The organism is Larkinella harenae, from assembly GCF_054780515.1.
Genome location: NZ_BAAGWE010000001.1, coordinates 184,772 through 211,761 on the forward strand (window position 1 = coordinate 184,772; position 26,990 = coordinate 211,761).

General features: G+C 50.6%; 21 protein-coding genes and 1 tRNA gene. 12 read left to right on the plus strand and 10 right to left on the minus strand.

What is annotated here, in order from left to right; translation table 11 throughout:
* Positions 1 to 11 precede the first annotated feature (11 nt).
* From ACYVH9_RS00765 to ACYVH9_RS00785, 5 genes are all read left to right on the plus strand, one after another.
* Complete coding sequence (locus ACYVH9_RS00765; RefSeq protein ID WP_460634377.1) at positions 12 to 425, plus strand: hypothetical protein; 414 nt, start codon at positions 12 to 14, stop codon at positions 423 to 425.
* 19 nt (positions 426 to 444) lie between these two features.
* Positions 445 to 1,176: a ribonuclease H-like domain-containing protein gene (locus tag ACYVH9_RS00770; protein WP_460634378.1), complete on the plus strand. Its 732-nt coding sequence runs from the start codon at positions 445 to 447 to the stop codon at positions 1,174 to 1,176.
* An 88-nt stretch (positions 1,177 to 1,264) separates the two neighbouring features.
* A complete protein-coding gene (gene rnr, locus ACYVH9_RS00775; protein WP_460634379.1) occupies positions 1,265 to 3,622 on the plus strand; it encodes a ribonuclease R in 2,358 nt (785 codons plus the stop codon).
* A 75-nt stretch (positions 3,623 to 3,697) separates the two neighbouring features.
* Complete coding sequence (locus ACYVH9_RS00780; protein ID WP_460634380.1) at positions 3,698 to 4,135, plus strand: nucleoside deaminase; 438 nt, start codon at positions 3,698 to 3,700, stop codon at positions 4,133 to 4,135.
* 32 nt (positions 4,136 to 4,167) lie between these two features.
* Positions 4,168 to 4,737: an NADPH-dependent FMN reductase gene (locus tag ACYVH9_RS00785; RefSeq protein WP_460634381.1), complete on the plus strand. Its 570-nt coding sequence runs from the start codon at positions 4,168 to 4,170 to the stop codon at positions 4,735 to 4,737.
* A 69-nt stretch (positions 4,738 to 4,806) separates the two neighbouring features.
* Here ACYVH9_RS00785 and ACYVH9_RS00790 read toward each other — a convergent pair whose 3' ends face one another.
* A complete protein-coding gene (locus ACYVH9_RS00790; protein ID WP_460634382.1) occupies positions 4,807 to 6,411 on the minus strand; it encodes a CehA/McbA family metallohydrolase in 1,605 nt (534 codons plus the stop codon).
* A 138-nt stretch (positions 6,412 to 6,549) separates the two neighbouring features.
* Between ACYVH9_RS00790 and ACYVH9_RS00795 the strand changes: the two genes are divergently transcribed.
* On the plus strand, positions 6,550 to 7,119 hold the full coding sequence (locus ACYVH9_RS00795; protein ID WP_460634383.1) for a hypothetical protein: 570 nt from the start codon (positions 6,550 to 6,552) through the stop codon (positions 7,117 to 7,119).
* Positions 7,116 to 7,934 (plus strand): hypothetical protein, encoded by an 819-nt coding sequence (locus ACYVH9_RS00800; RefSeq protein WP_460634384.1) that lies wholly within the window; start codon positions 7,116 to 7,118, stop codon positions 7,932 to 7,934. Before ACYVH9_RS00795 ends, ACYVH9_RS00800 begins: the two co-directional genes overlap by 4 nt.
* A gap of 59 nt (positions 7,935 to 7,993) precedes the next feature.
* On the opposite strand, the gene ACYVH9_RS00805 is transcribed toward ACYVH9_RS00800, so the two are convergent.
* Positions 7,994 to 8,066: transfer RNA gene (locus ACYVH9_RS00805), tRNA-Met, on the minus strand.
* A 127-nt stretch (positions 8,067 to 8,193) separates the two neighbouring features.
* Here ACYVH9_RS00805 and era point away from each other — a divergent pair.
* The 4 genes from era to ACYVH9_RS00825 all read left to right on the plus strand — a co-directional run bounded on the left by era (position 8,194) and on the right by ACYVH9_RS00825 (position 11,907).
* Positions 8,194 to 9,111 carry a GTPase Era gene (gene era, locus ACYVH9_RS00810; protein WP_460634385.1) on the plus strand — a complete coding sequence of 306 codons (918 nt, stop codon included), beginning with the start codon at positions 8,194 to 8,196 and terminating at the stop codon, positions 9,109 to 9,111.
* Between the two features lie 91 nt (positions 9,112 to 9,202).
* On the plus strand, positions 9,203 to 10,510 hold the full coding sequence (der, locus tag ACYVH9_RS00815) for a ribosome biogenesis GTPase Der (RefSeq protein WP_460634386.1): 1,308 nt from the start codon (positions 9,203 to 9,205) through the stop codon (positions 10,508 to 10,510).
* Positions 10,510 to 11,430, plus strand: coding sequence for a DMT family transporter (locus ACYVH9_RS00820; protein ID WP_460634387.1), 921 nt, complete (start codon positions 10,510 to 10,512; stop codon positions 11,428 to 11,430). Before der ends, ACYVH9_RS00820 begins: the two co-directional genes overlap by 1 nt.
* Positions 11,431 to 11,598: 168 nt before the next feature.
* Positions 11,599 to 11,907 (plus strand): ArsR/SmtB family transcription factor, encoded by a 309-nt coding sequence (locus ACYVH9_RS00825; protein WP_460634388.1) that lies wholly within the window; start codon positions 11,599 to 11,601, stop codon positions 11,905 to 11,907.
* Between the two features lie 36 nt (positions 11,908 to 11,943).
* Here ACYVH9_RS00825 and ruvB read toward each other — a convergent pair whose 3' ends face one another.
* Together ruvB and ACYVH9_RS00835 are read right to left on the minus strand one after the other, a co-directional pair.
* Positions 11,944 to 12,972 carry a Holliday junction branch migration DNA helicase RuvB gene (gene ruvB, locus ACYVH9_RS00830; protein ID WP_460634389.1) on the minus strand — a complete coding sequence of 343 codons (1,029 nt, stop codon included), beginning with the start codon at positions 12,970 to 12,972 and terminating at the stop codon, positions 11,944 to 11,946.
* A 112-nt stretch (positions 12,973 to 13,084) separates the two neighbouring features.
* The gene (locus ACYVH9_RS00835; RefSeq protein ID WP_460634390.1) at positions 13,085 to 17,026 is read right to left on the minus strand and encodes a T9SS type B sorting domain-containing protein; all 3,942 of its coding nucleotides are present in this window, start codon (positions 17,024 to 17,026) and stop codon (positions 13,085 to 13,087) included.
* A gap of 392 nt (positions 17,027 to 17,418) precedes the next feature.
* Here ACYVH9_RS00835 and ACYVH9_RS00840 point away from each other — a divergent pair, with 392 nt between their 5' ends.
* A complete protein-coding gene (locus tag ACYVH9_RS00840; RefSeq protein ID WP_460634391.1) occupies positions 17,419 to 18,453 on the plus strand; it encodes a PorP/SprF family type IX secretion system membrane protein in 1,035 nt (344 codons plus the stop codon).
* A gap of 13 nt (positions 18,454 to 18,466) precedes the next feature.
* Here ACYVH9_RS00840 and ACYVH9_RS00845 read toward each other — a convergent pair whose 3' ends face one another.
* From ACYVH9_RS00845 to ACYVH9_RS00870, 6 genes are all read right to left on the minus strand, one after another.
* Complete coding sequence (locus ACYVH9_RS00845) at positions 18,467 to 19,735, minus strand: aspartate kinase (protein ID WP_460634392.1); 1,269 nt, start codon at positions 19,733 to 19,735, stop codon at positions 18,467 to 18,469.
* A gap of 105 nt (positions 19,736 to 19,840) precedes the next feature.
* The gene (dxs, locus tag ACYVH9_RS00850) at positions 19,841 to 21,775 is read right to left on the minus strand and encodes a 1-deoxy-D-xylulose-5-phosphate synthase (protein ID WP_460634393.1); all 1,935 of its coding nucleotides are present in this window, start codon (positions 21,773 to 21,775) and stop codon (positions 19,841 to 19,843) included.
* A 260-nt stretch (positions 21,776 to 22,035) separates the two neighbouring features.
* Complete coding sequence (locus ACYVH9_RS00855) at positions 22,036 to 22,956, minus strand: rhomboid family intramembrane serine protease (protein ID WP_460634394.1); 921 nt, start codon at positions 22,954 to 22,956, stop codon at positions 22,036 to 22,038.
* Between the two features lie 3 nt (positions 22,957 to 22,959).
* Entirely contained in the window at positions 22,960 to 23,733 is a 774-nt protein-coding gene (locus tag ACYVH9_RS00860; protein WP_460636432.1) for a rhomboid family intramembrane serine protease, read from the minus strand.
* Between the two features lie 36 nt (positions 23,734 to 23,769).
* Positions 23,770 to 25,701: a DNA mismatch repair endonuclease MutL gene (gene mutL, locus ACYVH9_RS00865; RefSeq protein WP_460634395.1), complete on the minus strand. Its 1,932-nt coding sequence runs from the start codon at positions 25,699 to 25,701 to the stop codon at positions 23,770 to 23,772.
* A 513-nt stretch (positions 25,702 to 26,214) separates the two neighbouring features.
* Positions 26,215 to 26,940 (minus strand): RluA family pseudouridine synthase, encoded by a 726-nt coding sequence (locus ACYVH9_RS00870; protein ID WP_460634396.1) that lies wholly within the window; start codon positions 26,938 to 26,940, stop codon positions 26,215 to 26,217.
* Positions 26,941 to 26,990: the final 50 nt, after the last annotated feature.

Genomic DNA, 26,990 nt, shown 5'->3' on the forward strand with positions numbered 1-26,990 from the left:
AGTATAGGTAGATGAAGAAAGACATTGCATTTTTGCCAGTAGAAGGAGTCCAGGTTGTGATTGCCCGTAAACTGACCGAACTCAATCAGTACGACTGGCAAGTTTATTTAATCAATCAGAACGCGGTCAGCATTCAGAACGTTTTTGTTACCTCCAAAGGCTACGGTTTTGTGGATGAAAAACAGGAGCAGCCCCAAACAACCTCCACACTGCGGCACTTTTTCCCGGCGCTCCAGCCGAATGAACACGTTGTTGTGGAGACGATCATGCCGGATGTGTTTCATTTGAATAACCAATATTGGGTCAGCTATTACATCGGCGATCAGATTTTTGACAAAAAGTTTATCTTCGTGCCTGACAGCATTACCGAACAGAACCTGATTCAGATTCAGGAATTGGGGCTGGAAGGAATCTTACACGCCTGATCTTTTTTTTGTCACCGCCATGCCCGTATCCTGGAAAAAACGACTCAAAAACCTCTTATTTATTGACATCAAAACCGTTGCCGGAGCGCCTTCCTACAATGATCTGGATGAGCGAATACAGCAACAGTGGGGGCAGAAATCCAGCTATTTCCAGAACGAAGAAAACTGGTCTGCCGCCAGATGGTACGACAACCGGGCGTCGTATTACGCCGAATACGGGAAAATCGTCTGTATCGGCATTGGCGGGTTGTACTGGGATGACGACGACAACATATTCCTGAAAGTAAAAACGCTGGCTAGTGATGACGAACTGGCCTTGCTGACGGAGTTTGTCGATATCATCGAAAAATACCCGGCGAATGAATTGATCCTCTGCGCGCACAATGGCAAGGAGTTTGATTATCCGTACCTGTGTCGCCGGATGCTGGTACACGGTTTGCCGCTTCCGGCCACGCTGCGGCTGTCGGGGCGTAAACCCTGGGATATTCCCCATCAGGACGTATTGGAAATGTGGCGGTTTGGCGATAGCCGTCACTTTGTGCCACTCGATTTGCTGGCTGCCGTTTTGAACCTGCCCACCCAACCGCTCGAACTGACTGGCGACCAAACTAGTTTAGTGTATTATCAGAAGCAGGGGCTGAAGCGGGTGCGTGAATACGCCCGTTCATCCATTGTAACGCTGGTACAGGTGTACCTCCGCTTACTGGGTGCCCCGCTGGTTGAAGAGCAACGCATCACGCGTTTGGAGTAAAGTAATAGAAGATAGACAAGGGAAGAAAGACAAAAGACCGTCACTACCGTCTTTTACCTCATGTCGCATCTCTTTTGTCTAAAAACACATGAGAAATAATAGAAATAAACCACGAGAAAATAGAAGAAGCTCCCCGAACCGTCCGGTTCAGTCGGCCCATTCATTTCTGGATGAAATGAAGGACGACATCGCGGCTTTTTTTGAAATAAATAGCAAAGAATCCTTTTCGCAGACCGATGTACTTGAAAACTTCGATGTTGACGATCGGAAAACGAAACTGTTGACCCACGGCCTGATTGGCGAACTGACCGACGAGGGGGTCTTAACCCGCCATGCCGACGGAACGTACCAGTTCAACGAAAACGACCAGACCATTGAAGGAACCGTCGATCACGTCAACCCCCGGTTTGCGTTCGTCAGTACCGGATCGGGCGACCGTGACGATGATATTTACGTGAGTACCGAAGACCTGAACGGTGCGATCGACGGTGACAAGGTGAAAGTGAAGCGTTTGGCGTCGAATTTCGGCGGACGCAGTTCGCAAAACCGCAACCGCCGGATCGAAGGTCGGGTAACGGAGATTGTCGAGCGGGGCCGCTCAGAACTGGTGGGCCGCATCGAAACCTGGCCCAATTACGGGCAGGTAATTCCCGACAGCAAGCGGATTTACGAGGAAATCTATATCCCGAAAGACAAACTGGGCGACGCGAAAGACGGCGATAAAGTGATTGTGCGGATGACGCGCTTTCCCGACGGACGGCACCGGCCCGAAGGGGAAGTAATTTCTGTGTTGGGGCAGGCGGGTGAGAATAATACCGAGATGCACGCCATCTTGGCCGAATTCGGACTGCCCATCCATTTTCCGGATGCGGTAGAACGGGAATCGGAAGCTATCTCGGAGCAGATTCCGGAAGAGGAAATCGGGAAACGCCGGGATATGCGCGGAGTGACAACGTTCACGATTGACCCTGAAGATGCAAAAGACTTTGATGATGCGCTTTCGGTTCAGATGCTCGATAACGGCAATTACGAAATCGGAGTGCACATTGCCGATGTAACGCATTACATTCAGCCCGGTACGGCCCTGGAAGACGAAGCCTACAAGCGCGGAACGTCCGTTTACCTGGTCGACCGCGTGGTGCCAATGTTGCCCGAAAAACTGTCGAACAACCTCTGCTCCCTGCGGCCGAACGAAGATAAACTAACGTTTTCGGCGGTTTTTGAACTGACGCCGGAGGCCAAAATCAAGAAAGAATGGTTTGGGCGCACGGTTATTCACTCCGATCGGCGGTTTGCGTACGAAGAAGCGCAGGAAGTGGTGGATAGTGGACAGGGCGATTACCTCGAAGAGCTGCGATTACTGAATGAACTGGCGTTCAAACTGCGCGATGAACGGTTTCGGCACGGCGCAATCAATTTTGAAACCGTTGAAGTAAAGTTCAAGCTGGACGAGAACGGCGTGCCGCTGTCGGTGTATCCAAAAATCCGGAAAGATGCCCATAAGCTGATTGAAGAGTTTATGTTGCTCGCCAACAAGCGCGTTGCGGAATTCGTGCACGGTTTGTCGCGTGGCGAACATCCGAACGTGATGGTGTACCGGGTGCACGATTCGCCGGATTTTGAGAAGCTACGGACCTTTGCCACGTTTGCGGCCCGGTTTGGCTACAAACTCAAAGTCGATAACGAGAAAGAGCTGTCGAAGTCGTTTAACACGATGATGGACAACCTGGAAGGGCAGCCCGAGCAGAATGCACTGCAACAGCTCGCCATCCGGACCATGGCCAAGGCACGTTACAGCACCGAGGATATCGGGCACTTTGGGCTGGCGTTCCGGCGGTATTCGCATTTTACGTCGCCCATCCGTCGCTACCCGGATATGATGGCCCACCGGCTTTTACAGCATTATTTGAACGGGGGTAAATCGGTTAGCGTCGAAGAATACGAAGCCCGCTGCAAGCAGTCTTCTGACCGCGAGCGTGTGGCCGTGGAAGCCGAACGGGCATCCATCAAATACAAGCAGGTGGAGTTCATGAACCGGATGGACCGCGATCAGGAGTTTACAGGCGTGATTACGGGCGTAACGGATTTCGGAATGTTCGTTGAAATTACCGAAACCAGCGCAGAAGGCCTCGTCCGTATGACCGATCTGGAAGATGATTTCTATGAATTCGACAAGGAAAATTACCGGCTGATTGGCAAACGAAACAAGAAGATTTTTGCCTTTGGTGATACCGTAAGGGTTCGGGTTAAAGAAGCCAATCTGGCCCGCCGAAGCCTGGATCTGTGGTTGGTTGCCGACAACGGTTCGGCGAAAGGTTCGCTGAAAAACCGGTTGACCCGCCGTGAAAATACTGACGGCGAGAGCCGATCGCAAAGGCGTTCTGGGGTATCGGGTGGCAAACGCGAAAAAACCGTTAAAGCCAAAAAAGACCGGAAACGACGCTAAAATGATGACCCACGGCGAATCGTCGCAACAGCGAACCACCGTGGGTTTATTAATAACCGTTTATAAATGAACACGATGAACGACGAATTTATGCAGGAAGCCATTCGGCAGGCTCGGAAAAGCTTGGCAGAAGGCGGTATTCCCATCGGCTCGTCGCTGGTGAAAGAGGGTAAGCTGGTGGCGTCGGGCCACAACAAACGGGTTCAGGAAAACAACCCGATTTTGCACGGCGAAATGGACTGCCTCAACAATGCCGGGCGAGTTGGTTCTTTCCGCAACACTGTCATCTACTCCACGCTGATGCCGTGTTACATGTGCGCCGGAACCATCGTTCAGTTCAAAATTCCGAAAGTGATTGTGGGCGAATCGCGGACCTTTGCCGGAGCGCGGGCGTTCATGGAGCAGCATGGGGTGGAAGTAATTGATCTGGATTTGCCGGAATGTGTCGAGATGATGAACGAATTCATCGCGAAAAAACCGGAAATCTGGAACGAAGATATTGGAGAGCTATAAGCTTTCCACGGAGTCAATCAATCGAATGCACAATGTACAACCTGAAGATTATTAATTCGACGGTACGGCCTAGCCGGAAAGGACCGATCATCACCGAATGGATTGCGGAAGTAGCCCACCAGTATGGCGAGTTTCACGTGGAAGTGCTCGATCTGGCGGACATCAACCTGCCGATGATGAACGAACCGGCTCACCCGCGCCTAAAGCAGTATGAACACGAACATACCAAGCAGTGGAGCGCTAAAATTGACGAAGCGGATGCCTTTATTTTTGTGACGGCTGAATACGATCACAGTTATCCGGCACCCCTGAAAAATGCGCTGGAATACCTGGTTCAGGAGTGGGGGTATAAAGCGGCCGGAATTGTTAGTTATGGCGGGATTTCGGCCGGTACCCGGGCGGCTACGGCGCTGAAAGCCGACCTGATTGCCCTGAAAGTGGTTCCGTTGTTTGAAGCCGTCAATATCCCGTTCTTCGATCAGTACATCAACGAAGAAGCCGAGTTTGTGCCCAACGAATCGAGCCAGCGGGCGGCCCAGCTAATGCTGAATGAGCTGGTTCGCTGGACGAAAGGAATGACCGTGATCCGGGAGAATAAATAAAGCGAGCGGTGAGAAGCCAGTAAAGACAACCGCACGAATTAGGGGCTCTTTATGCCCGCTGCTTTACCTTTACTTCCACTTCTTGCGCAGCCCATCGATCACCTCCCGCGTTTCGGCAATCCGGGTTTTTAGTCCTTTTTTGTAATGCCACAGCCGCAGTTCGGGGTTGTGGCTTTCTTTTTCCAACTCCTGCTCAATTTCCCGGAGGTACTGTTCACTCAGTTTCAAATACCGTTCGGCGGTTTCGGGGTTATGAAAACCACCGCCATCGACGGTTACGTAAATGGGTGTGGTGTGAGCGGCCTGTTGCGGACCGGCAAAACAGCGGGCGGCCAGCCAGATGCCCCGCGTCAACGTATCGAGCTTCAGGTTTAATGTCAAGCGGCTAGTCGATTGTCCCGGTTCGTCTTTTGAAATACGGGCTAAAACTTTTCCGTGGCCAATCAGTTCGATCCGATCCAGGGGCACCTGTTTGGCGTGGCCAAAAGCCTGAACGGAAACCGTTAAATTATCCCCTTTTTTTAGCGCCAGACGGTCACCGGGCCGGGCATCATTGACCCGGAAATCCAGCATCGGACCGCTGGTAACTACGGTATGCCCCGCTTTCAAACCGGCCTTCCATGACTGATTGGTCAGCGGACCGTCGGTATAAACATAAAACCGGGCGTTGCCGATCCGGGCCGAACGCTCTGGGGGGCCGTGGCCGTGATCCTGCCCGCACCAGGGGAAATCGGAACCTGCCGTGGCCGTTACTGGAAAACCCAGGTCCAGCAAATGATAATAATGATCGGTACGAAGGGGTGTTTCGTCGACACAGTACTGCAAAATTTCGAGCACATCCACCTTCCCCCGCAAACCGTCGAGCGTCAGACCCCGATAACCGTGAAAGGTCTCGGCGTGATGAGCGTACCCCGTCAGTCCGCCCAATTCGTGGAGTTTATCAAAAACCGTATCGTAGTGATAATACTCTTTGGAAAACCGTACTTTGTCGGAAGCACCGTAGCCGAGGGCGTGCCCCAGCTCGGGGGTTCGGGGGTCTTCCTGACCCGAAACCAGCAGGTAGTTATTCTCTTGATAAACACCTTTTTCGCCGAACGCATATTGCGGATAATACGTCTCCCAGAAATCGCCCATGCGCAGCAGCACACCCACCCGAACGTCCTCGGCTTGCAGCCATTTCGCCAGCAGCGGATCTTCGTTCGGAGAACGGCGGATGTGGATATGACCGTCGGTTGGGTACCAGCCGCGGGCCGCCATATCGATCCAGCGCGCCATCCGGTACGTTCGTTTCTGCGGTCTGCCAGCCTGAATAATAATTTGGTGGTGTTGATCAAGAAACTCCGGCCCTTTGGAGAGGCTTAGTTGGTAGGTGCCCGGCGGCAGAGCTAGCTGAAAACGACCATTGACGTAAAAAGAGCTGTCGGGCTGAAAGCCAAAACCGTCGGCATGATCCCACAAACCGTACATGACGCCAATGGCTTGCTTCGGCAGTTGCTTAATCACCTGGCCAGCTCTGGTCAGCCGTACCCGCACGGGCGTCAGTTTGGTATCATTCGCCACGGTTGCGTCAACCGTCAATAGTCCCGTTTGGATGGTTTGGGCCTGCCCGAACAGGCTAATAGACAGGCTTGTAACCGTCAGAAGACGGCGCCACGATACCGAAATGCTGCTCATTAATCTTCGCCCTAGGAACACCAATACCTTTACCGCTGTAAAACGCATTAATTTTATTCATATACTCCGCGTTACCAATTTCTTTTCCGGATTTACTTGTTACCTTTCACTGTTTTTTGGTAACAATCAGGATTCGGGATGTCAGTTGTACCAGCCATTCGGAGCAAATACGAATTCTACCGTAAGTTGCTACGGGAACACAAATACGTATTGCGAAATACAATCGATGTTGTGAAAGTAAGCGGTAGCGCACCCTTTCTGGAAGGGAAAACTACGGTTTCGCACAGTGATCTTGAGGCTGAAATCAGGCTGGCGGTTCGGGTCAAAAACAATAATCACGACTTTTTTAATTTTTCGTTACAGTGCGAGGAGCTGGGCGAAGAGCCTTTTTTTCAGTTTCACAGCGACGGGTGTGCTCACCGCAACGTTGATGAGACGATTCCGTTGGCCAGCCAGCGAATAACGACTCCGCATTTCAATCAGTATGACCAGCGGGGCGCAGCCATTACCTACAAAATGGAACGCTCATCGCCGAACGAACAGCAGCCCGATACGATCGAAGATATCAATCGCTACATGGTTTATTTTTGCCAGGAAGCCAGACTTAATTTACGTGACGACGAGTTTCCGCTCATTCGGATTCTGCCCAACGCCCTGCCATTGCACGTGACTCAGAAAGACCCTAATTCAACGGTTTTGTTTTTGTGATGGTATTCGAGGAGCTTTATAAGGAGATCAAAAGCGCGTTTGGGCAGCTCTGGACTTTTAAGGAGCGGGGTAAATCATTGGAAATCATTACGCCCTACACAACCACCTCGCAAAAGTTTATCTCCGTGTTTCTTTCCTTCAAAGATGACGAGTACATTGTTTCCGACGGAGGGTGGCTCGACAACGGTTTTTACGATAACAGCTTTAATCTGGAAGACGATACGTTCCGAAAGATTGCGCACCACTATTTTGACGCCTTCGGCATCCGGGAGATCAAAGGGCCCAGCCAGAAGACCTATTTTTACAAAAAAACGATCACACCCGTTGCCGTGCCGTCGCTGGTGTTTGATATGTCGAGCTTTATTTCGGCGATGGTAAGTACGGGCCAGATTGAGTTTGTGGAACGGGAAGAACGGGAAACGAAGGAGCAATTCCGGCGGTCGGCAAATGATTACCTGCAAACGGTTTTTCCGAAAGAAAAAATGGACCTGGGCGTTTACCTGGATGAGCAGAAGCAAATCCGGATGCACGCCATCGTGAAGCCGTCGTCCTCAAAGCTTGTCCTGATCAACTACATCACTGGCAGCAACCCGTATTTTTTCAACAACAGCATCACCAAAACCAATTTTTTGTTCGAGCTGGCCGATAAATCGCCGGTGGGACGGTTTGTGAAGCGGAAGATTTCGCTCGTCGACAATACCGCTGCGGGCTACGTTCCGAACCGGATTGCGACGTTTATCAATCACCTGCTGGAAAACACCGGTTCCGAAAAAATAGAGTGGTCGGAGCGCGAAAAGTTGAGCGAAATTGTCTGAATTTTTAGCGTGCCCCCAAACAAAAACAGGCCACACAATTGTGTGACCTGTCTCTTTAGTAGCGGGAGCTGGACTCGAACCAGCGACCTTTGGGTTATGAGCCCAACGAGCTACCAACTGCTCCATCCCGCGATGTTGGAATGCAAAGGTAAGAACTATTTCACAAAAAACAATTACCTTTGTAAAAAAATAACCCCTCCCGCTAAAAAATGTTAGCTCGGAGGGGAGTTTTTTTCTGTAGCCATTGGTTATTCAGATCATGAATAGTTTAATTGAAACAAATAATCCCGACCATAAGGCCGGTTATGTCAGCATCATCGGTAAGCCGAATGTGGGAAAATCGACGCTGATGAATCAGCTGGTGGGCGAACGGCTTTCCATCATTACCTCCAAAGCACAAACGACCCGCCACCGCATTATGGGCATCCTGAACGGTGTGCACAACGGGCAGGAGTTTCAGTTGGTTTATTCGGATACTCCGGGCATTATCAAACCGCAGTACCGCTTGCATGAGTCTATGATGAGCTTCGTGCGGGGTTCGCTGGAAGATGCCGATGTGATATTGTTCGTAACGGATATTTTCGAGAAACATGACGAAAATGACGTGCTCGAACGGCTGCAAAGAGCCCAAACCCCGATTTTGTTGTTGATCAACAAAATTGATCTGGCAACGCCCGAGCAGATTGAAGAAAAAATTCAGTACTGGCAGGAGAATTTTAAGGCCGAAGTTATTATTCCGATCTCGGCGCTCAATGCCCAAAATATTGATCAGCTGTTCGAAGCCATCGTCAGCCGGTTGCCCGTTCATCCGCCATACTTTCCAAAAGATGAGCTAACGGACCGGCCCGAACGGTTTTTTGCCTCGGAGATCATCCGCGAGAAGATCTTCCTGAATTACAAGAAAGAAGTCCCGTATAGCTGTGAGGTAGTAATCATGGGCTTTAAGGAGAAAGACGACATTATTGTGATTCAATCCGAAATCCTGGTGGAGCGGGCGACCCAACGGGCGATTTTGCTGGGCGAAGGCGGAAAGATGATCAAAAAAACGGGCATCATGGCCCGCGAAGAACTGGAACGCTTCTTCGGAAAAAAGGTGTTCCTCGAGCAATATGTAAAAGTTGAACCTGATTGGCGCAGCAAAGAGCGCGCATTGAAACGGTTTGGGTATGAAGAATAGCCGGTAAAATGCACAAGGTGGAGGAAAAAATCCCTGCTTCCCGTCCTTGATCATAGCCTGTGGCTTCATCCTTTCTCCTCTTTTTTTAATTATGGCAAATATTGTAGCAATTGTAGGCCGCCCGAACGTGGGCAAATCGACGCTGTTTAACCGGTTGGTGGAACAGCGGCAGGCCATTATGGATAATCAGCCGGGCGTAACGCGCGACCGGCATTACGGCTATGCCGATTGGACCGAAAAATATTTTACGGTCATTGACACCGGCGGTTACGTTGTCGGGTCGGATGATGTGTTCGAAGAGTCGATCCGCGAACAGGTGCAGATTGCCATCGAAGAGGCTTCGGTTGTCCTGTTTATGGTGGATGCCATGGCGGGGTTGACCGATCTGGACAAGGATTTTGCGGACGTGCTGCGCCGGTCGAAAAAACCGGTGTATGTGGTGGCCAATAAATCCGAAACGGTTATGCGGCAAAATTCCGTTGGTGAGTTTTACGCCCTGGGTTTGGGCGATCCGTACCCCATTTCGTCCATTACCGGCACGGGTACTGGCGATTTGCTCGACGAGGTCGTGAAGCATTTCCCGTCGGCCGGGGTAGAAGATCCCAACGCTGGCATTCCGCGAATTGCGATCCTGGGCCGTCCAAACGTGGGTAAGTCATCGTTTCTGAATGTGCTGATCGGCGAGGAGCGCAGCATCGTAACCGACCTGGCCGGTACCACGCGCGACGCTATCGACACGCGTTACAAGGCATTTGGCAGGGATTTTATACTGACCGATACGGCCGGAATCCGGCGGAAGTCGCGGGTAAAAGACAACATTGAGTTTTATTCGGTGATGCGTTCGCTGAAAGCCCTGGAAGAGTCGGATGTGATCATCGTGATGCTGGATGCGACGCGGGGGCTGGAAGCGCAGGATATGAACATCATCGGCCTGGCGGTTCGAGCCAAAAAAGGCGTGGTGCTGATGGTGAACAAATGGGATGCTGTTGAAAAGGATTCCAAAACTGCCGACCAGTGGAAAAAGGAGATTGTGCAGCGCATGGCCCCGATCGACTACCTGCCGGTGGTTTTCGCATCAGTGCTTGAAAAGCAGCGGATTTTTCAGGTGATGGAAAAGGCGATGGAGGTATACGAAAACAAAATGATGAAGGTCGCAACTTCGAAGCTGAACGACGCCATGCAGCCCGAAATCAACGCCTATCCGCCCCCGGCTACCAAAGGAAAACACATCAAGATCAAGTACATGATTCAGTTGCCGACGCCGTCGCCAACGTTCGTGTTTTTCAGTAACCTGCCACAGTACATCAAAGAACCGTACAGCCGGTATCTGGAAAACAAGCTCCGCGAGCATTTTGGGTTCGAAGGAGCGCCCATTACGTTGTTTTTCCGTCAGAAGTGATGGACATACATCCAACGACATCCTTCCGGATGCGGTATTGGATCGGAGCGCTGCTGGTTTTTCTGGCAGCGTTTTGTTTTGCCCTAAAAGGCGTTCTGATTAAGCTGGCCTATCAGTATCCAATCGATGCCATTTCGTTACTGACCTTGCGAATGGTGTTTGCGCTGCCTTTTTACATTGGCATCGGCATTCGCTTATCACAGCGCTTACCGCCGGTTAAACTCTCGTTTCCGCATTGGCTAACCCTGGTGGCGTTGGGTGTAACCGGCTATTACCTTGCCAGTCTTCTGAACTTTCTGGGGTTGGCGTACATAACCGCCAACCTGGAACGCATTCTTCTCTTTGTTTACCCCACCTTTGTTTTATTACTCGGTAGGGTTTTTCTCGGTCGTCGGATCAACCGGTTACAGGTGCTGGCGTTGCTTCTGACCTACGCCGGAATTTTGGTAGCTTTTGCGCCGAACATCAATTCCGGGCAGCAAAAAGATGTGTATTTGGGCGCTTTTTGGGTCATCGCGAGCGGGTTGGTTTACGCGGTTTACCTGGTGGGAAGTGATACCGTCATTGCCCGAATCGGGTCGTTACGGTATACCTGTTACGCCATGATAGCCGCAACGGTAGCTACGGTTATTCACTGTGCGGTAGAAAACGGGCTGGCTTTGTTTCACTACCCGCTGGCCGTCTACCAGCTGGCCTTATTGATGGCAATTTTAGTAACGGTAATTCCAACCTTTATGATGGCGGAAGGAATCAAACGAATAGGTTCTGGCAACACCTCCATCGTGGCCAGCATTGGGCCCCTATTTACCATTGTTCTGGCTACGGTTTTTCTACATGAAACGATTTCGCTGCTTCAGTTTTTGGGAACGCTACTGGTACTCTTGGGCGTGTTTCTGATCGGCTGGAAAGGACGAAAATGAACCCGCCCAAACAGGCAAGGGAAGAGAAACGGGAGTGAAATTTACCGTTAGATTTAAATAAATTAACATATCAACTTTAGGCGCTTCATTTTATTTGGAGAATACATATAAATATTTAAATTTCAGCCACTTTGCAAGTGATATTACGACTAAAACGCACAAAGAATCATGACCAAGGAAATTCTAACTAACGACGACAAAAAAATTGAGAGGGCGGCTTATGTCCTGAAAGCGGTGGCCCATCCGCTGCGCATCAAAATTATCCAGATGCTGAATGAGCACAAGGAGTTGAATGTCTCCACAATTTACAAGAACCTTAACGCCGAACAATCGCTGATTTCGCATCACCTGATCAACATGCGCGACAAAGGAATTCTGGAGATTCGGCGGAGCGGAAAGAACATTTATTACTTTCTGGTGGACGGAGCCATTGCCGAAATCATTGACTGCATTTACCGAAGTAAGATTATGTCTTAATAAAAAGGGAAGCCGTTCGGCTTCCCTTTTTTCTTTTCAGGAGAACAACTCCCCGTCCCGGTATACCGGCACCACGCCTAAGTGTCTGTAAGCTTTTTCAGTCGCTTCCCTTCCCCGTGAAGTACGTTTCAGGTAGCCTTCCTGAATCAGGAACGGTTCGTATACTTCCTCGATCGTTTCGGCTTCATCACCGCAAGCCGTGGCAATGGTGGACAAACCAACCGGCCCGCCTTTGAATTTGTCGATGATGGTTGTCAGAATCCGGTTGTCCATCTCATCCAGCCCGTTCTGATCAACGTCGAGTGCCCGTAAGGCGATTTCTGCAATGTCGGCGTTAATAATGCCTTTTCCTTTGACCTGTGCGAAGTCGCGTGTTCGGCGCAGCAGGTTGTTGGCGATCCGCGGGGTGCCACGGCTCCGGCGGGCAATTTCATACGCCCCTTCCTCTTCGATGGGCGTTCCCAGAATGGCCGAGGAGCGTTTGACGATGGAGGTTAACAAAGCCGCATCATAGTACTCCAGCCGGGCGTTGATTCCAAATCGGGCGCGCAGGGGCGACGTCAACAAACCGGCCCGGGTAGTGGCACCAATGAGTGTGAACGGATTCAGCTTGATCTGGACCGTCCGGGCGTTTGGACCGGAATCGAGCATAATGTCGATTTTGTAATCCTCCATCGCCGAGTACAGGTACTCTTCAACCACCGGGTTTAGCCGGTGAATTTCGTCGATAAACAGGACATCGTTTTCCTGCAGGTTGGTCAGCAAACCGGCAAGGTCACTCGGTTTATCGAGCACGGGCCCGGAAGTCATTTTGATGCCCGCATTCAACTCATTGGCAATGATGTGTGAAAGGGTGGTTTTGCCCAGACCCGGAGGGCCGTGCAGCAGAACGTGGTCGAGCGCTTCTCCGCGCTGGGTAGCGGCCTGAACGAAAACTCTCAGGTTTTCCAGCACTTTGGCCTGGCCTGTAAAGTCTTCAAACGAGAGCGGACGCAACGCGCGTTCAATCTCCTTTTCGGTCGCTGTCATCCCCTCGCCGTTACCTTTTAGAATGTCTTTCCGCATGGTTGTTCGAATGAAAGCATTTGTTGTTTTTTGCGTAAGCTGAAGCTGATTTTCAGTCGCTTATAAAAACGCTGGTTTCATTCAAATTTACGAAATTTTGGGCAGATTTCCGCTATCGAACCAGCAGAATTGACCCCCGCCTGACTACTTTTGGCCGATCCGGATAATACAGACTTTTGAAGTTGACAACGTACGCATAAACCATCGAAGGATACGCTTGCCCCCGGTATTTACCGTCCCATTTTTGCTCCGGGTCAGTCGACACGAAAATCACCTCACCCCAGCGGTTGAAAATTCGAAGCTCAAAATCGGTCACATAGGACGTGAAAACATCAAGCAGGTCATTGTTTCCGTCACCGTTCGGGGTAAAAGCATCCGGAATGACAACCCGGGGCTCGCATTTATCCACCACCACGGCAGTATCCGTTCGCACGCAACCGTTGGTACCCGTCACCCGAACGGCGTACTGACCTACTTCCAGAACGGTTATCCGGGGTGTTGTATCACCCGAATGGGGCCAGAAATACAGCAGGTCGCTTCCGCCCGTAGCCTGCAAAACCGCCTGACCATTGTCGCCAACGCACAATGGTACCTCCTTGGTCAGGTTGAAGTTGGGTAGTGGCAGGAAGGTCAGCCTCACTTCGTCGGAAACCGTACAGACTCCCTCCGTGGCAACCACCGAATACGTCCCCGAAGCCGTAGGCTGAATCGTCGGAGTAGTGGCTCCGGTTGACCAGCGATACGTAGCACCCGGCGAAGCCGATACTTCCAGCCGGAGATCGGGCGTTGGGCAAAGGGTTGTATCGGGTCCTAAACTAACCGTGGGTGGAGCTTGTACAAAGACGATTTTCCGATCCGATGCGATACAGCCGTTTTGCGACGCGTAATACGTTAGCACGATGGGTTGGGTACCGGCCAGGCTATCCGCTGGCGTAAACCGCCCCGTACTGTCGACGCCACGCCCGATCCAATAACCTCCCAACGGGGTTACGTCGTTGAGGGTGACGACCGGCGAGTTGGCGCAGATATCCAGTGTCGGGCCGGCCTCCACGGTGGGTTTAGCACTGAAACTGACCACGACCTCATCCGATCCCTGGCAACCCGTCAGGGTATTGCGGACGGTTAGTCGGTAAGCCCCGCGGGTCGTTACACTGATCGACGGTGTGGTTTCTCCCGTGTTCCATTGGTACACATCACCGGGTGCCTGTACCAGGGTTTCCAGCAGAATTGTATCACCGACGCATTTGCCGCGATCCGGACCCAGGGAAACAAAACCGGTTGTATCAACCGGCACCCGGATGTTATTCAGGGTATCAAGACAGCCCCCCGCGCCCCGCGCTTCGACGCTGTAAACGCCACCGTCAATACCGGTCAGGCCGGAGCCACGTCCAACAATATCGCCATCGGCATTTCGCCAGATAAATTCGGTCGGTCGTCCTCGGACAACCGTCAGCTGAATGGAGCCGCTCTGCGGCACGGTACACAAGGCAGTTTGCGGCTGAGCCTGCACTTCAATGCTATTGTTCGACTGAAGCGTCAGGGTTGTATCAACCGTACAGGCATTATCGCTGATAATCCGGACCGTGTAGTCACCATCCGGTACCCCCTGCAATACTGCCGTAGTATCGCCAATGGGCTGGCCGTTGTAACTCCATTCAAACCGCCGAGCTGTGGCCGAACCAATACTAAGCCGAATGCTGCCGTCGGCGGTTGTGCAACCAGTCGGTGGGTTCATCAGGGCGGTAACGGACGGTTTTGGGAGGGCAACCACCGCCACCGTATCGGTATTTTCGCAGCCGTTGATGTCTTTCACAACGACCCAGTAATTACCGGCTTGTGAAACCTGCGTTTCCCGCTCGGTCGAACCGTTGCTCCACTGGAAGCTCGTCCAGGCATTGCCCCGGGCGGTCAGGGTGATAGCGCCGTTTAAACAAACCGTTGTGTCCGGACCCAGGGAGAAAGCCGGTGGTCTAGTCAACCTTACATTAATAGTGTCGCTTTGAAAACAGCCTCCATTGGCAGCAATAACGATGAATTGCCCGGGCGGAATACCGTTATACCCCGGCCTGCCCGGGGTCGTTACAGTCAATGTTCGCTCATTATATCCTCGTAGCAATCGCCCATTTCGTATCCAGATATACAAACTGGCTTCTACCTTGGCATCCAGCGTAACCGTGTTTTTACAGCTGTCGATGTCCGGTCCTAGTTCAATGGGATCAGGCGTCCGAACAATCGTTACATCCTGGGTGATGAGGGTATCTTTACAAACCTGGCCATCCGAACGCAGCGTTACGATACGCAGGCTAACGGAATAGGTTCCCGGTTCATTGAAAGTATGCGTAGTCTCGGTAGCGGTTGTACTCTGTGGTGCGCTGCCATCGCCCCAGTTCCAGGTATAATTATCCTTCAAGGGCGGACACATGGGCGTTACCGTAAACTGGGTGGGCGAACCGGCGCAGGTGTCGGCATACGAAAAACCGGGCGAACTGGATGGTTCATTGAAATTGGCGACCATGTTGGGCAAACCCAACTGGCTGGTTGGCCCGTTTAGGTTCACGGCGTTAGGGTCAAAAGTAGCCGGAGCCAGCAGCTCGTCGTTCGGGTTATCAATCGCCCCCAAACTGGTTCCGTCCTTGATGGCCACGTAAATCTTGCCGTCGGAGCCCACTTGTAAGGCGCCATATTGCCGACTTTTGGTACTATCCAGCACGGTTTTCGATTCCTCAATGGCTTCTTTGGCAGGATCGGTCAGGTCGTAAATGAGAATCTGGGAGGCATTGGCCGAATCGCCCTGTAAGGTGACGTAAAGCTTTGACCCGTTGGGTGAAAATTCTACCCCGTAAGCCTGGGGCGGAGCGGGCCCAATATCGATTTGCGTGCCCCCGGACATAACTCCCGTGGAGTCGTTGAATGTAAAAAGTTCGACGTAGTTGGTCGGCGGCCCCGGTACCACCACTGCTATTGGCCGGTTTCCGTTACCGGTGGTGTCAGCCGGGCCGATTTTCATGTAACCTTCGCCCTTGGTGGTAGTATCGTGGGGCATCCCAAGTGAATATTCTTCCGGTCCTTCCGCACCTGATCGGGTTATGTGATACACCTGAAACTTGTTGTTGCCGTAGTCGTGGGAAATCACCCAGTAGGTCGTGTCCCGGTCGTTCCGAACGGATGCGATACGTTCGGTCGTCATCGAATCCACCAGGGTGTTTTTTTCAATGATGGCCCCGACTCCCTGGTTATACCGCATATCGACGGTGCTGACGGTCAGTGCTTTGCTGCCGTTAATGTCGGAGGTGGTATAGACTTTGTAAAGGTATTCACAACCCCGGCAGGTGGGTTGCGGCACAATCAGTGCAGATTGGGTTGATGTCTGACTACCCTGCAACTGGGCCGTATCCGCCGGATTGAGCGGTTTCATCAGGTTGCCGTTCTTATCGTAAATGTTGATCCCGCCGGTGTAAAAAAGAAGTTGTCCTTTGCTGTTCGAAATGGAGGAAGAACCTTCGATGGTGTTTAGTTTTCCATCGTCGAGGGCCGTTGGGCTACCGCCGGAAAAATCGACTCCGGCATTGTTTCCGAAATACCATTTAACACCTTGTTGCTGAGGTCGCTGCCCGCAAACCTGCACGTTGATCCGGTCTTCAACCGAGCAGACTTTCTGTTTGTCCGCCTGCGTACCGATCCAGACTTCGACGGAATAACACCCCGCGCTATCGACCTGAATGGTTTGGGTAGTATCCCCTTTCGGGTACCAGAGAAAACTGGCGCCCGCTGGGGCGCCGTTGGGATACGGGTTGAGGGTGATTTTCTGGCCGTTGCAAAGCATGGTATCCGTCCGCCAGTTCTGAAACTGCTGGGGTGGAATTCCAATGGAAACCGTATCTCTGCTGATAGACTCTGTTCCATTCTGCAATGTTCGGGTTAAGGTAACAATGTAATCACCCGGTTGCTGATACGAGTATTTGGGTTTGGCCGCCGAAGATGTATCCTGCTGGCTGGACGGGTCCCCGAAATCCCAGCGTCGGGAGCGTACATTGGGCACGGTATCTTCAAACATGAGAGCGGTTTCGCAGGAGGGATCAGGGATACAAAATTTACCACTTATTTTGATGCCTGACTGGGCATGGGCAATGCCGGCGAACAGCCCCCAACACAGAAGCATCCACACCAACCGCCTTGTCATTCCTGTATAGGTTGTCATTCGCTGCTAATAAAAGTCGTTATCTCGCTGACCCTGCTCGTGGCTGTATTCATAACTATTAAGCCGGGTAGTACGTTATTGTAAACGAACGGTTGGCTATAAAAATTTTATAGGTTACGATTCTCCATTTCATCGACTTCCAGCACCTTTATCTGCTCATCAAGTGCAATTTTACGTCAAAAAAACGTTTATGTTTTAGTGTTTTACCGGAACCAGTTTGGCAAGTTGTTTGCATTATAGATACAGTTATGCTAAAACGTTACATTCTTCTTTTCCTTGGCTTGCTGATTACCGAAACGGTTTGGGCGCAAGATCCGCAATTTTCGCAATTTTACGCGGCTCCCATGTACCTGAACCCCGCCTTTGCGGGTTCGGCCTTGGCGCCAAGGGTAACGGTTAATTACCGCAATCAGTGGCCGGCCGTTACCAACTATGTGACGTCCATGGTTAGCGTTGATCATTTTTTTGAGCGCTACAACAGCGGGGTTGGGCTGATGCTTCAGAACGATAATCAGGGACAGGGCCGGATTCGGTCTACCGATATTGGCTTGCAATACGCATACCAGATTCAATTAAATGAAGCAACGTTCGTTCGGCTGGGGGTACAGGGTTCGTACGTAAACCGTTCCATTAACTGGTTTGGACTTACGTTCGGTGATCAGTACAACAACGGCGGTTTTACCGGTAATCCGACCACCGATCCTGTGGTGTCGCAGGGTTCTCCAAAAATTTCTTACCTGGATTTCTCGACCGGCGGGTTGCTTTATTCCGACTGGTATTGGATTGGCGTAGCAGCCCATCACCTGGGGCGCCCCAATCAGGGCGTTTTTGTGCTCAGTGACGAGAGTCGTCTGCCTTTGAAAGGAAGCGTACACGCTGGTTTACGGATTCCGTTTGCAGGCTTTACGGGCTTGGGGGATGAGTGGGATCGTGAAAAAACGATTTCACCCGCCGTTAATTACCGCTTTCAGGGAAAATACGATCAACTGGATTTGGGCGTTTACATGACGTATTCGCCGATGGTTGTTGGGCTGTGGTACCGGGGGCTTCCGCTGAAAAAATACGCGCCTAATATCACCAATCGCGAGTCGTTGGTTGTGCTGGCCGGTTTCCGCCAAGATAATTTTTCGATTGGCTACAGCTACGACGCCACCATATCATCGCTCGGTCCGGGGAGCGGAGGGGCCCACGAAATTTCGTTGTCTTACACGTTCGAAAACTGGCCACCGAACAAACCCAAAAGCCGCAAATCCCGCAAACAACTTTCCTGTCCGAAATTCTAAAAATCAGGCGATTTTAACCGCGATCCTTTACGACCAGCTGGACGGTATACCGGTTTTTCTGTTCAACCAGCAGCGTTTTGTTGACCAGCACGCGGTCGATGGTTTTTTCGTCGTAATGCCGGATCGTGATCAGTTCCAGGTCTTCGTTGTAGCTAATCCGAAAGTCTTCCTGTAACAACGGCAGCAGGCGGTTCAATCGATCCGGCTGGCTGTCGACAACCACCGAAAAACTGATGGCGGTATTTTGCATCAGGTTGATTTTGATCCCGAATTCCGCAAACTGACCAAAAATCTTGCTCAGATTTTCTTCCGCAATGAACGAGAAATCCTTGGGTTGAAGCGAAATCAACGTCTGGTTGATCTTGAAAATAAACGAAGGAATGGGCAGGTGTTGGTGAAAGTTGCCGATCACCGTCCCGGACTCATCCGGTTTCAGGAAGGACCGGACGTACAGCGGAATGTCCTTATTCTGAAGCGGTTTGATGGTTTTGGGGTGGATAACCGTTGCGCCATAATACGCCAGCTCGATAGCATCCTGGTAGGTAAGCTGATCAATTTTAACGGTTTCGTCGAACCACTTCGGATCGGCATTCAGGACGCCCGGGACATCTTTCCAGATGGTGACGCCACTGGCTGTCAGGCAGTGTGCAAAGATAGCTGCGGTATAATCAGAGCCGTCGCGCCCCAATGTCGTGGTGTGGCCTTCTTCGGTGCTGGCAATGAATCCCTGGGTAATGACAACGCTGGTTTCCAGTAATTCGGCCAGGGTGTCGGTAATGTATTCACAGGTCTGCTCCCAATCGACCTTGCCTTCCCGGTAACTGTCGTCGGTCCGGATTAGCCGCCGGGCATCGGCCCAGTATGAGTCCAGTCCCGATTGATTCAAGTGGGCGTTGACGATCCGGGTGGAGAGCAGTTCTCCAAACGAAACAATGTGGTCATAAACCTGACTGGGGTGCGCGTGGGACTCTGGCTCCTGCTGAAGAAGAGCTTCCATCGTGCCAAACAGCTCATAAACCCCTTCGAAAACCGTTGTATCGGTTTCGATTAATTCCTGAATGATTTGTTCGTGATAGCTTCGAATTTGTTGCCAGATGGTTTGTGTGTCGAGCTGACGACGCAGGTAAGCCCAGGTTAGCTGTTCCAACGCGTTGGTGGTTTCGCCCATCGCAGAAATGACAACCAGTAATTGGTTGGGGGTGTGTTGCTGGATAATTCCGGCCACATTCCGAACGCCCTGAGCATTCCGAACCGATGCTCCTCCAAACTTGAATACCTGCATTAGAATTGGTAATGAAAAAGAACGCGGTCAGGTCGCTGGTGGGTTGACGGACCGAAAAGGCCCCTTCAAAACACCAACGACTCAACCGCGTTTTCGGTCAATGTATTAGGCCGTAACGGCTCGTTCTGTATAAATCAATTCGCGGACGGCATCAGCAATGCCTTGCGGATCGAAACCGCACTCGCGGTGAAGGTCAATTTGTTCGCCGTGTTCGATGATCGCATCCGGAATTCCCAGCCGCTTCACGCGCGCCAGGTACCCGTGGTCGGTCATGAATTCGAGCACTGCGCTGCCAAAACCACCCATCAGACAACCGTCTTCAACGGTTATTACTTTATCATGATTCCGGAAGATTTCGTGCAGCATTGCTTCATCAAGCGGTTTGACGAAACGCATGTCGTAATGAGCTGGCTGAATACTGTCTTTTTCGAGCAGTTGACAAGCCGTTACCGCGTAATTACCGATAGGGCCAATCGTCAGAATAGCAATGTCTTTTCCGTCCTGTATTTTTCGTCCTTTACCAACTTCGATTTCCTCCAGCGGGGTTTTCCAGTTTGGCATCACGCCTTCGCCCCGGGGATACCGGATGGTAAAAGCCTGCTTGCCGTTCTGAATCGTCGCCGACTGGGCCGTAAACATCAGGTTACGAAGCTCCTGCTCATTCATGGGGCTGGAAACTATCATGTTCGGCACGCAGCGCATAAAGGACAGATCATAGGCTCCGTGGTGCGTTGGACCATCAGCACCGGCAAAACCGGCTCGGTCAAGGCAGAAGACTACCGGCAGCTCCTGGATACAAACGTCGTGAATAACCTGATCGTAGGCCCGCTGCATGAAGGTAGAGTAAATGTTGCAGAAAACCACCTGACCCTGTGTGGCCATCCCGGCCGAAAAGGTTACGGCATGTTGTTCGGCAATGCCCACGTCGAAAGCGCGATCAGGGAGGGCTTTCATCATGATGTTCATCGACGAACCGGATGGCATGGCGGGTGTTACGCCCACGATCTTTTCGTTGGCTTCCGCCAGCTCTACCAGCGTATGCCCGAAAACATCCTGGTATTTAGGCGGTTGCGGGGTTGCGTAAACCTTCTTTTTGATCTCGCCCGTCACTTTATCAAACAAACCCGGCGCATGCCATTTGGTCTGATCTTTTTCGGCTGGGCCGTATCCTTTACCCTTTACCGTCAGGCAGTGCAGGAGTTTAGGGCCGGGGATATCCTTCAAATCGTTCATGACACTTACCAGATGGTCGATGTCATGGCCGTCGATGGGGCCGAAATACCGTAAGTGAAGCGACTCGAAAAGGTTACTTTGTTTCAGGAGCGACGCTTTCAGACCTGTTTCGAGTTTGGAAACAATATCCTGCGCACTTTTTCCAAAATTGCTCATCTTACCCAGCAAATTCCAGACTTCGTCTTTGACTTTGTTGTAGGTTGGAGAGGTCGTAATATCCGTCAGATACTCCCGCAAAGCGCCCACATTCGGGTCAATGGACATGCAGTTGTCATTCAGGATAATAAGCAAGTCTGCTTCCGTAGCTCCGGCATGGTTCATACCCTCAAAAGCCAGACCGGCGGTCATCGCCCCATCACCAATGACGGCGATGTGGTGACGTTTTGGATTGTTTTGAAGCTGCGAAGCCACGGCCATCCCCAAAGCTGCCGAAATGGAAGTGGAAGAGTGCCCTACACCGAACGAATCATACGCGCTTTCCTTCCGTTTCGGGAAGCCGGAAAGCCCTTTGTAAAATCGGTTGGTATGAAAATTATCGCGCCGACCCGTCAGAATCTTATGGCCGTAAGCCTGATGACCAACGTCCCAAACCAGTTGGTCGTCCGGTGTATTGAAGACATAGTGGAGGGCAACCGTCAATTCGACAACGCCCAGGCTGGCTCCGAAATGGCCTCCGTAAACCGACACATTGTCAATGATAAATTGCCGAAGTTCGGCACAGACTTGCGGGAGCGCAGTTTGATCCAGATTACGGAGATCGTCTGGGGTGTCAATCTTGGCGAGCAGTTGGCCGGGAGTGATCAACATAGTGCGTTGAAAAGTATAAATTGTTTCCCATAAACAAGCTGTAGTAACAAACTGTTTTACAGCAATATCTTCTGGGGATGGTGCCGGGCAAAAGTACAAAAAAAGCTGGACTCTTCACCCTATGAATTTATTAATTTAATAACTTAACTAAGTCATTATAAGCTAAAAAAACACGCCAAAGATAGCTTTTAGCGTGTTTTTTGCCTTAAATCGCTATTTTTTCATTTCAACGGTTTCACGAGAAAAGTACAATTTATTAATTAACCGCGCTGGCTCGCCCGAAATAATTTTTGCTTTTCCTCCCGTGTTAGGCTTTCGTAGCCCGACCGCGAAATTTTATCCAGAATGGCATCGATTTCGTCCTGATCCGGCATGGCAACCGCTGAGGGTGAGGACGGGGCTGCATAGGCCCCCGCGCTCATACTAGCGCTGCTACGCTGTCGGTACGATACCTTGACTGGCGGTTTTTTACGAAACAGACTTTGCCATCCGTCCATTACCCAGTAAATGGGTTGCCCCAAATCCGTTCCGTTCTGCAACAGTTTGATAAACAGAAAACCGACCAGCGCTCCGCCCAAATGCGACAGATCGCCACCGGCATTGGGGCCGATAGACCGGGCCAGCGACAGAACGATGTAAAAAAAGGCGATGTATTTGATCCGGACGGGACCGAAAAACAGCAGATGGAATGTATAGTTCGGCAGGAGGGTAGAAGCACCGACGGCTACAGAAAAAGCGGCTGCTGAGGCACCCAGCATTCGGGAGTCGCCCACTCGTTCGTGAAAATAGGGAAGCAGGTTATAAATGGCCATATAAGCCAATCCGCCGGCCAGCCCCCCCAGCATATACAAAGCCACCAGCCGCCGATTTCCCAGGTATTCGTCAATTAGCCGTCCGAACCAGTACAGAAACAGCATGTTGAAAAGGATATGAAAAACGTCTTCATGGGTAAAGAAGTACGTAATCATGGTCCACGGTTTGGTAACAAACGCGCTCAGTGAAGCTGGTAGCTGGAGTTGATCGACAATCAGGTTATAGACTCCCGACATTTCGGCCAGGGTCAGAATGACTTTCAGGATCAAAAGCAGTAAAAAAACAATGGTATTAATAAGAATCAACTGCACCAACGTGTTGTTGGGTTTGTTGAATTCGCTCCGGAAGTCATCTAACAGTCCACTCATCACTCAATAGAAATTATTTCTTTGCTTACCCCAATATTTCACCAGTATAAACGCAAACAGCATACCGCCAATGTGGGCGAAATGCGCTACGTTGTCGGACTGTGCCCGATAAACACCAGAATACAACTCATATGCGCCGTAAAATGCCACTAAGTACTTGGCCTTAATGGGGATCGGCGGAAATAACAGGAAAAGTTCGGTATTTGGGAATAATAATCCAAATGCCATCAAAATTCCAAAAATTGCTCCCGATGCGCCAACCATCGGTATCGACAGTTGTTGTTCGTAATAATCATTGACAAGCCGTACTGCTCCACGTATATACGAAGGCTCCTGCGGACTTTCTTCAAATACCCTCAAAAAATTATCGCCCTGAACCAAAAGGCCCCGGTCCGACAAAAATAACTCCAGTGACTCCGGCGTTGGATTGCTTTGAAAAGTAACCACCTGATTTCGTAACTGGCTGGCCTCAAAATAGTTTATGCCGGAAAATAATAATCCGGCTCCAATTCCCGTAACAAGGTAAAAAATAGTGAATCGTTTGGTTCCCCAGACGTTCTCCAGCATGGGGCCAAAGAAAAATAACCCGAGCATATTACTAAAAAGATGCCAGAAACCCGCATGTAAAAACATATGTGTGATTAACTGGTGGGGAGCAAAGGCCGGTGAAAGAAAGGAAAACAATCCGAACATGGGGATCAGATTAATTCCGGCAGCGCCTACAAGAAATAAACCAACATTGATAAGCAGGAGCGTCCTGACAACCGGCGTAAGCATCATAAAAGTCTAACGTTTTCTAGCGTAACAATCATATCAGGATCGAAATAATCCCGCTAATTTGTCCAACGTCAATATCGTTGTAATCGGTTCACCACTGGGCGTATAGGAGGCATTGGACGACGAAATTAATTGCTCAATCAATGCCCGTTGCTCCGGTTCGGCCAGTTGTTTCTGTTGCCGGGCCGCCGACCGACGGGCCAGTGAACGCGCCAGCACCTCCGCGCGCTCAAGTTTCAGCCGCCCGGTATCTTCGCGCAATTGAGCCAGCAAGTTAGCAAATAGTTCTTCTTCGTTTTCACCGACCGATAAGGCCGGCACCCCCCGGATCAGAAAAGCGTTCTGCCCGATTTCATCAAATAAAAAACCCAAACTGGTTAAATCATCGCGTAATTCAAGCGCCAGGTTGTAATCCACGGGCATCACCGTCACGGTTTTGGGAAACAGCAACTGTTGCGAAACGCCATTCCGTTTGGTTAGCGCAGTCTGGTACTGATCGTACAGCACGCGCTCGTAAGCCCGGCGCTGATCAACAAGCAAAATACCAGTTGGGATGGTAGTCAGCAAATAACGGTTTTGGACCTGAAGAACGGCGCTGGCGGCATCCAGCGCAACCGGCAGCGTCATGAGTTTGTTGACCCGGCTTTCCACCGTAACCGACTCGGTTTCGGCCGGTACTGGAGCCGGAGCGGGAGTTTCAAACAGATTCGTTGTTTCGGTAGGCGTTTCCTGGGTTTCAAGCCCTTCAAACAACGCTTGCCAGTTGGCCGCCGATTTACGGGGAAAATCCAGCCCTGATGCGGTTTTTTCGCGGGGAGATTCGTTCGACCAGCTGGGCGATACTGGGCGCGGAGCCGAACGGTCTCTGGGTTCGAATGATTCCTCATCTGATTTGACTTCCGTCGACCGGCGGGGGGCTGGCGTCACGGGCAAAAAATTGACATTGGAGTCGAAGTCCAGAGAGGGAGTCAGGTTATACACACCAACGGCTTTCCGCACGGCGGCCATCACAATGGCGTACACCGAGCGTTCGTCGTCAAATTTTATTTCCGTTTTGGTCGGATGAATGTTGATGTCGATGTGCGAGGGGTCAATTTCGATAAACAGCACGTAGAACGGGTGAAAACCGTCCTGAATGGTGCCTTCGTAGGCTCCCACCACAGCATGATGGAGGTAATTATGTTTGACAAAGCGCGAGTTGACAAAAAAGAACTGCTCTCCGCGCGTTTTGCGGGCCGACTCCGGTTTGCCGATGTAGCCGCGAACGTTCACATATGGGGTTTCTTCTTCGCAAAAAGCCAGTTGCTCCCGGTATTGTTTTCCGAATAAATCAACGATCCGGCGGCTCAGTTTTCCGGATTGCAGGTTATATACTTCCGAATCATTGTGGTAGAGCGAAAAGGCAATGTCCGGATGGGCCAGGGCCACACGCTGGAATTCGTCCAGAATGTGCCGCATTTCGACGGAATTGGTCTTCAGGAAGTTGCGTCGGGCCGGAACATTGAAAAATAAATTTTTAACCAGAATATTCGTTCCCGGCAAACACGAAACCGACTCCTGAGTTTTTAATTCAGACCCTTCTATCCGGATGAGGGTCCCCAGTTCGTCGGTTGCATCAGATCGGCGGGTTCGGAGTTCAACCTGGGCGACGGCGGCAATGGAAGCCAGTGCTTCGCCCCGAAAACCCATGGTTCGAATGCGGAATAAATCGTCGGATGAACGGATTTTGGAGGTTGCGTGCCGTTCGAAGCTCATCCGGGCATCCGTTTCAGACATGCCAATTCCGTCATCTATAATCTGAATCAGTGATTTACCTGCTTCCCGGATGATAATTTGTACGGTTTTTGCTCTAGCATCAACAGCATTTTCCAGTAATTCTTTGACCACAGATGCCGGCCGTTGCACCACTTCTCCTGCTGCTATCTGATTGGCAATCGAATCCGGTAGTAGTTGAATAATATTCAACATTTTGTATTTATCTAATAAATCAAATCGGTAAATAGAAAAACAAATTACTATTTTTTTACGACATTAGAAACAGCAATTTAAACAGTCTGGATAATTTAATAAATCTTTTTCCTCAATTCTTTGTTATTGCAATAATTCAAGACTGTATTTTGTTATAGGTAGAAACAAGCCCAATGTAGCTTTTACAAATAGCCGGTTAGGGTTAGGTTTCAGTAATGTTGTTGCCGTCGTCTATAGCACACTCTTACCCAAATATCGAGATGAAAAAGGTCAAACTGAACATGATTTTGCATTGGGTGGTTTTCTTCCCAATTATATTGCCATTGTGTATGATATTCGGCGCTCTGCAGGGAGCTGTACAAATGGCGGAACGAGTAGTTAACCAGTTTTGGTCTGACGTTGCACCAACGGTGAAGTAAAGTGCGTCTGGTAATCTGCTCGTTTTGACAATTAATTTATCTACCCTACGGGGTAATCGACTTTTATTGCTCGTTTTAGAATTTATCTAAGATATTAATAAATAAAATCTAAGTTTTTGTCCTTGTAATCTTCCGGATCAAGGGTCAAAAATTCTTCCCAAAATGGATTGTTAGGAACCCCGGCTTTACAGATTAGGGGTTCTTTTTTTGTGGGGTGAATAAAATAAAGCCGCCTGGCATGAAGATTGATGCTACTGTCTTGATTCGGTCGCGGATAGCCGTACTTGATATCGCCCCGAATAGGACACCCCATACTGGCCAATTGCACCCGAATCTGGTGGGGTCGACCCGTAATCGGATTTACTTCCAGCAGGTAATGATCATTAATTTTCCCCAGCAAACGGTACGTTAATTCAGCCTTCTGAGATCCAGGAACTTCATAATCGTAAGCCTTGACAGTGTTGGTAGCTTCGTCTTTGAGCAGAAAGTGCGTCAAGCGGCCTTTTTCTTCACGTGGTTTGCGGCTCACCACGGCCCAGTACGTCTTTTGTACCTGCCGCTTCCGGAAGATTTCGTTCATCCGTTCCAGGGCTTTCGAAGTTCGGGCAAACACCACCAAACCGCTCACGGGCCGGTCGAGTCGGTGAACGGTTCCCAAAAATACCTCGCCGGGTTTGTCATATTTCTTCTTAATATGATTTTTGATCAAATCCAGCAGCGGTACATCCCGTGTTTTGTCGGCCTGCACCAGTACCCCAGGTTCTTTGTTGACAATGATCAGGTGATTGTCTTCGTATACAATGACATATTTCTGTTTCATACAAAAAATGATAGCCGCCTTTGACTTTTCCACGTTGAATGGTCATTGCC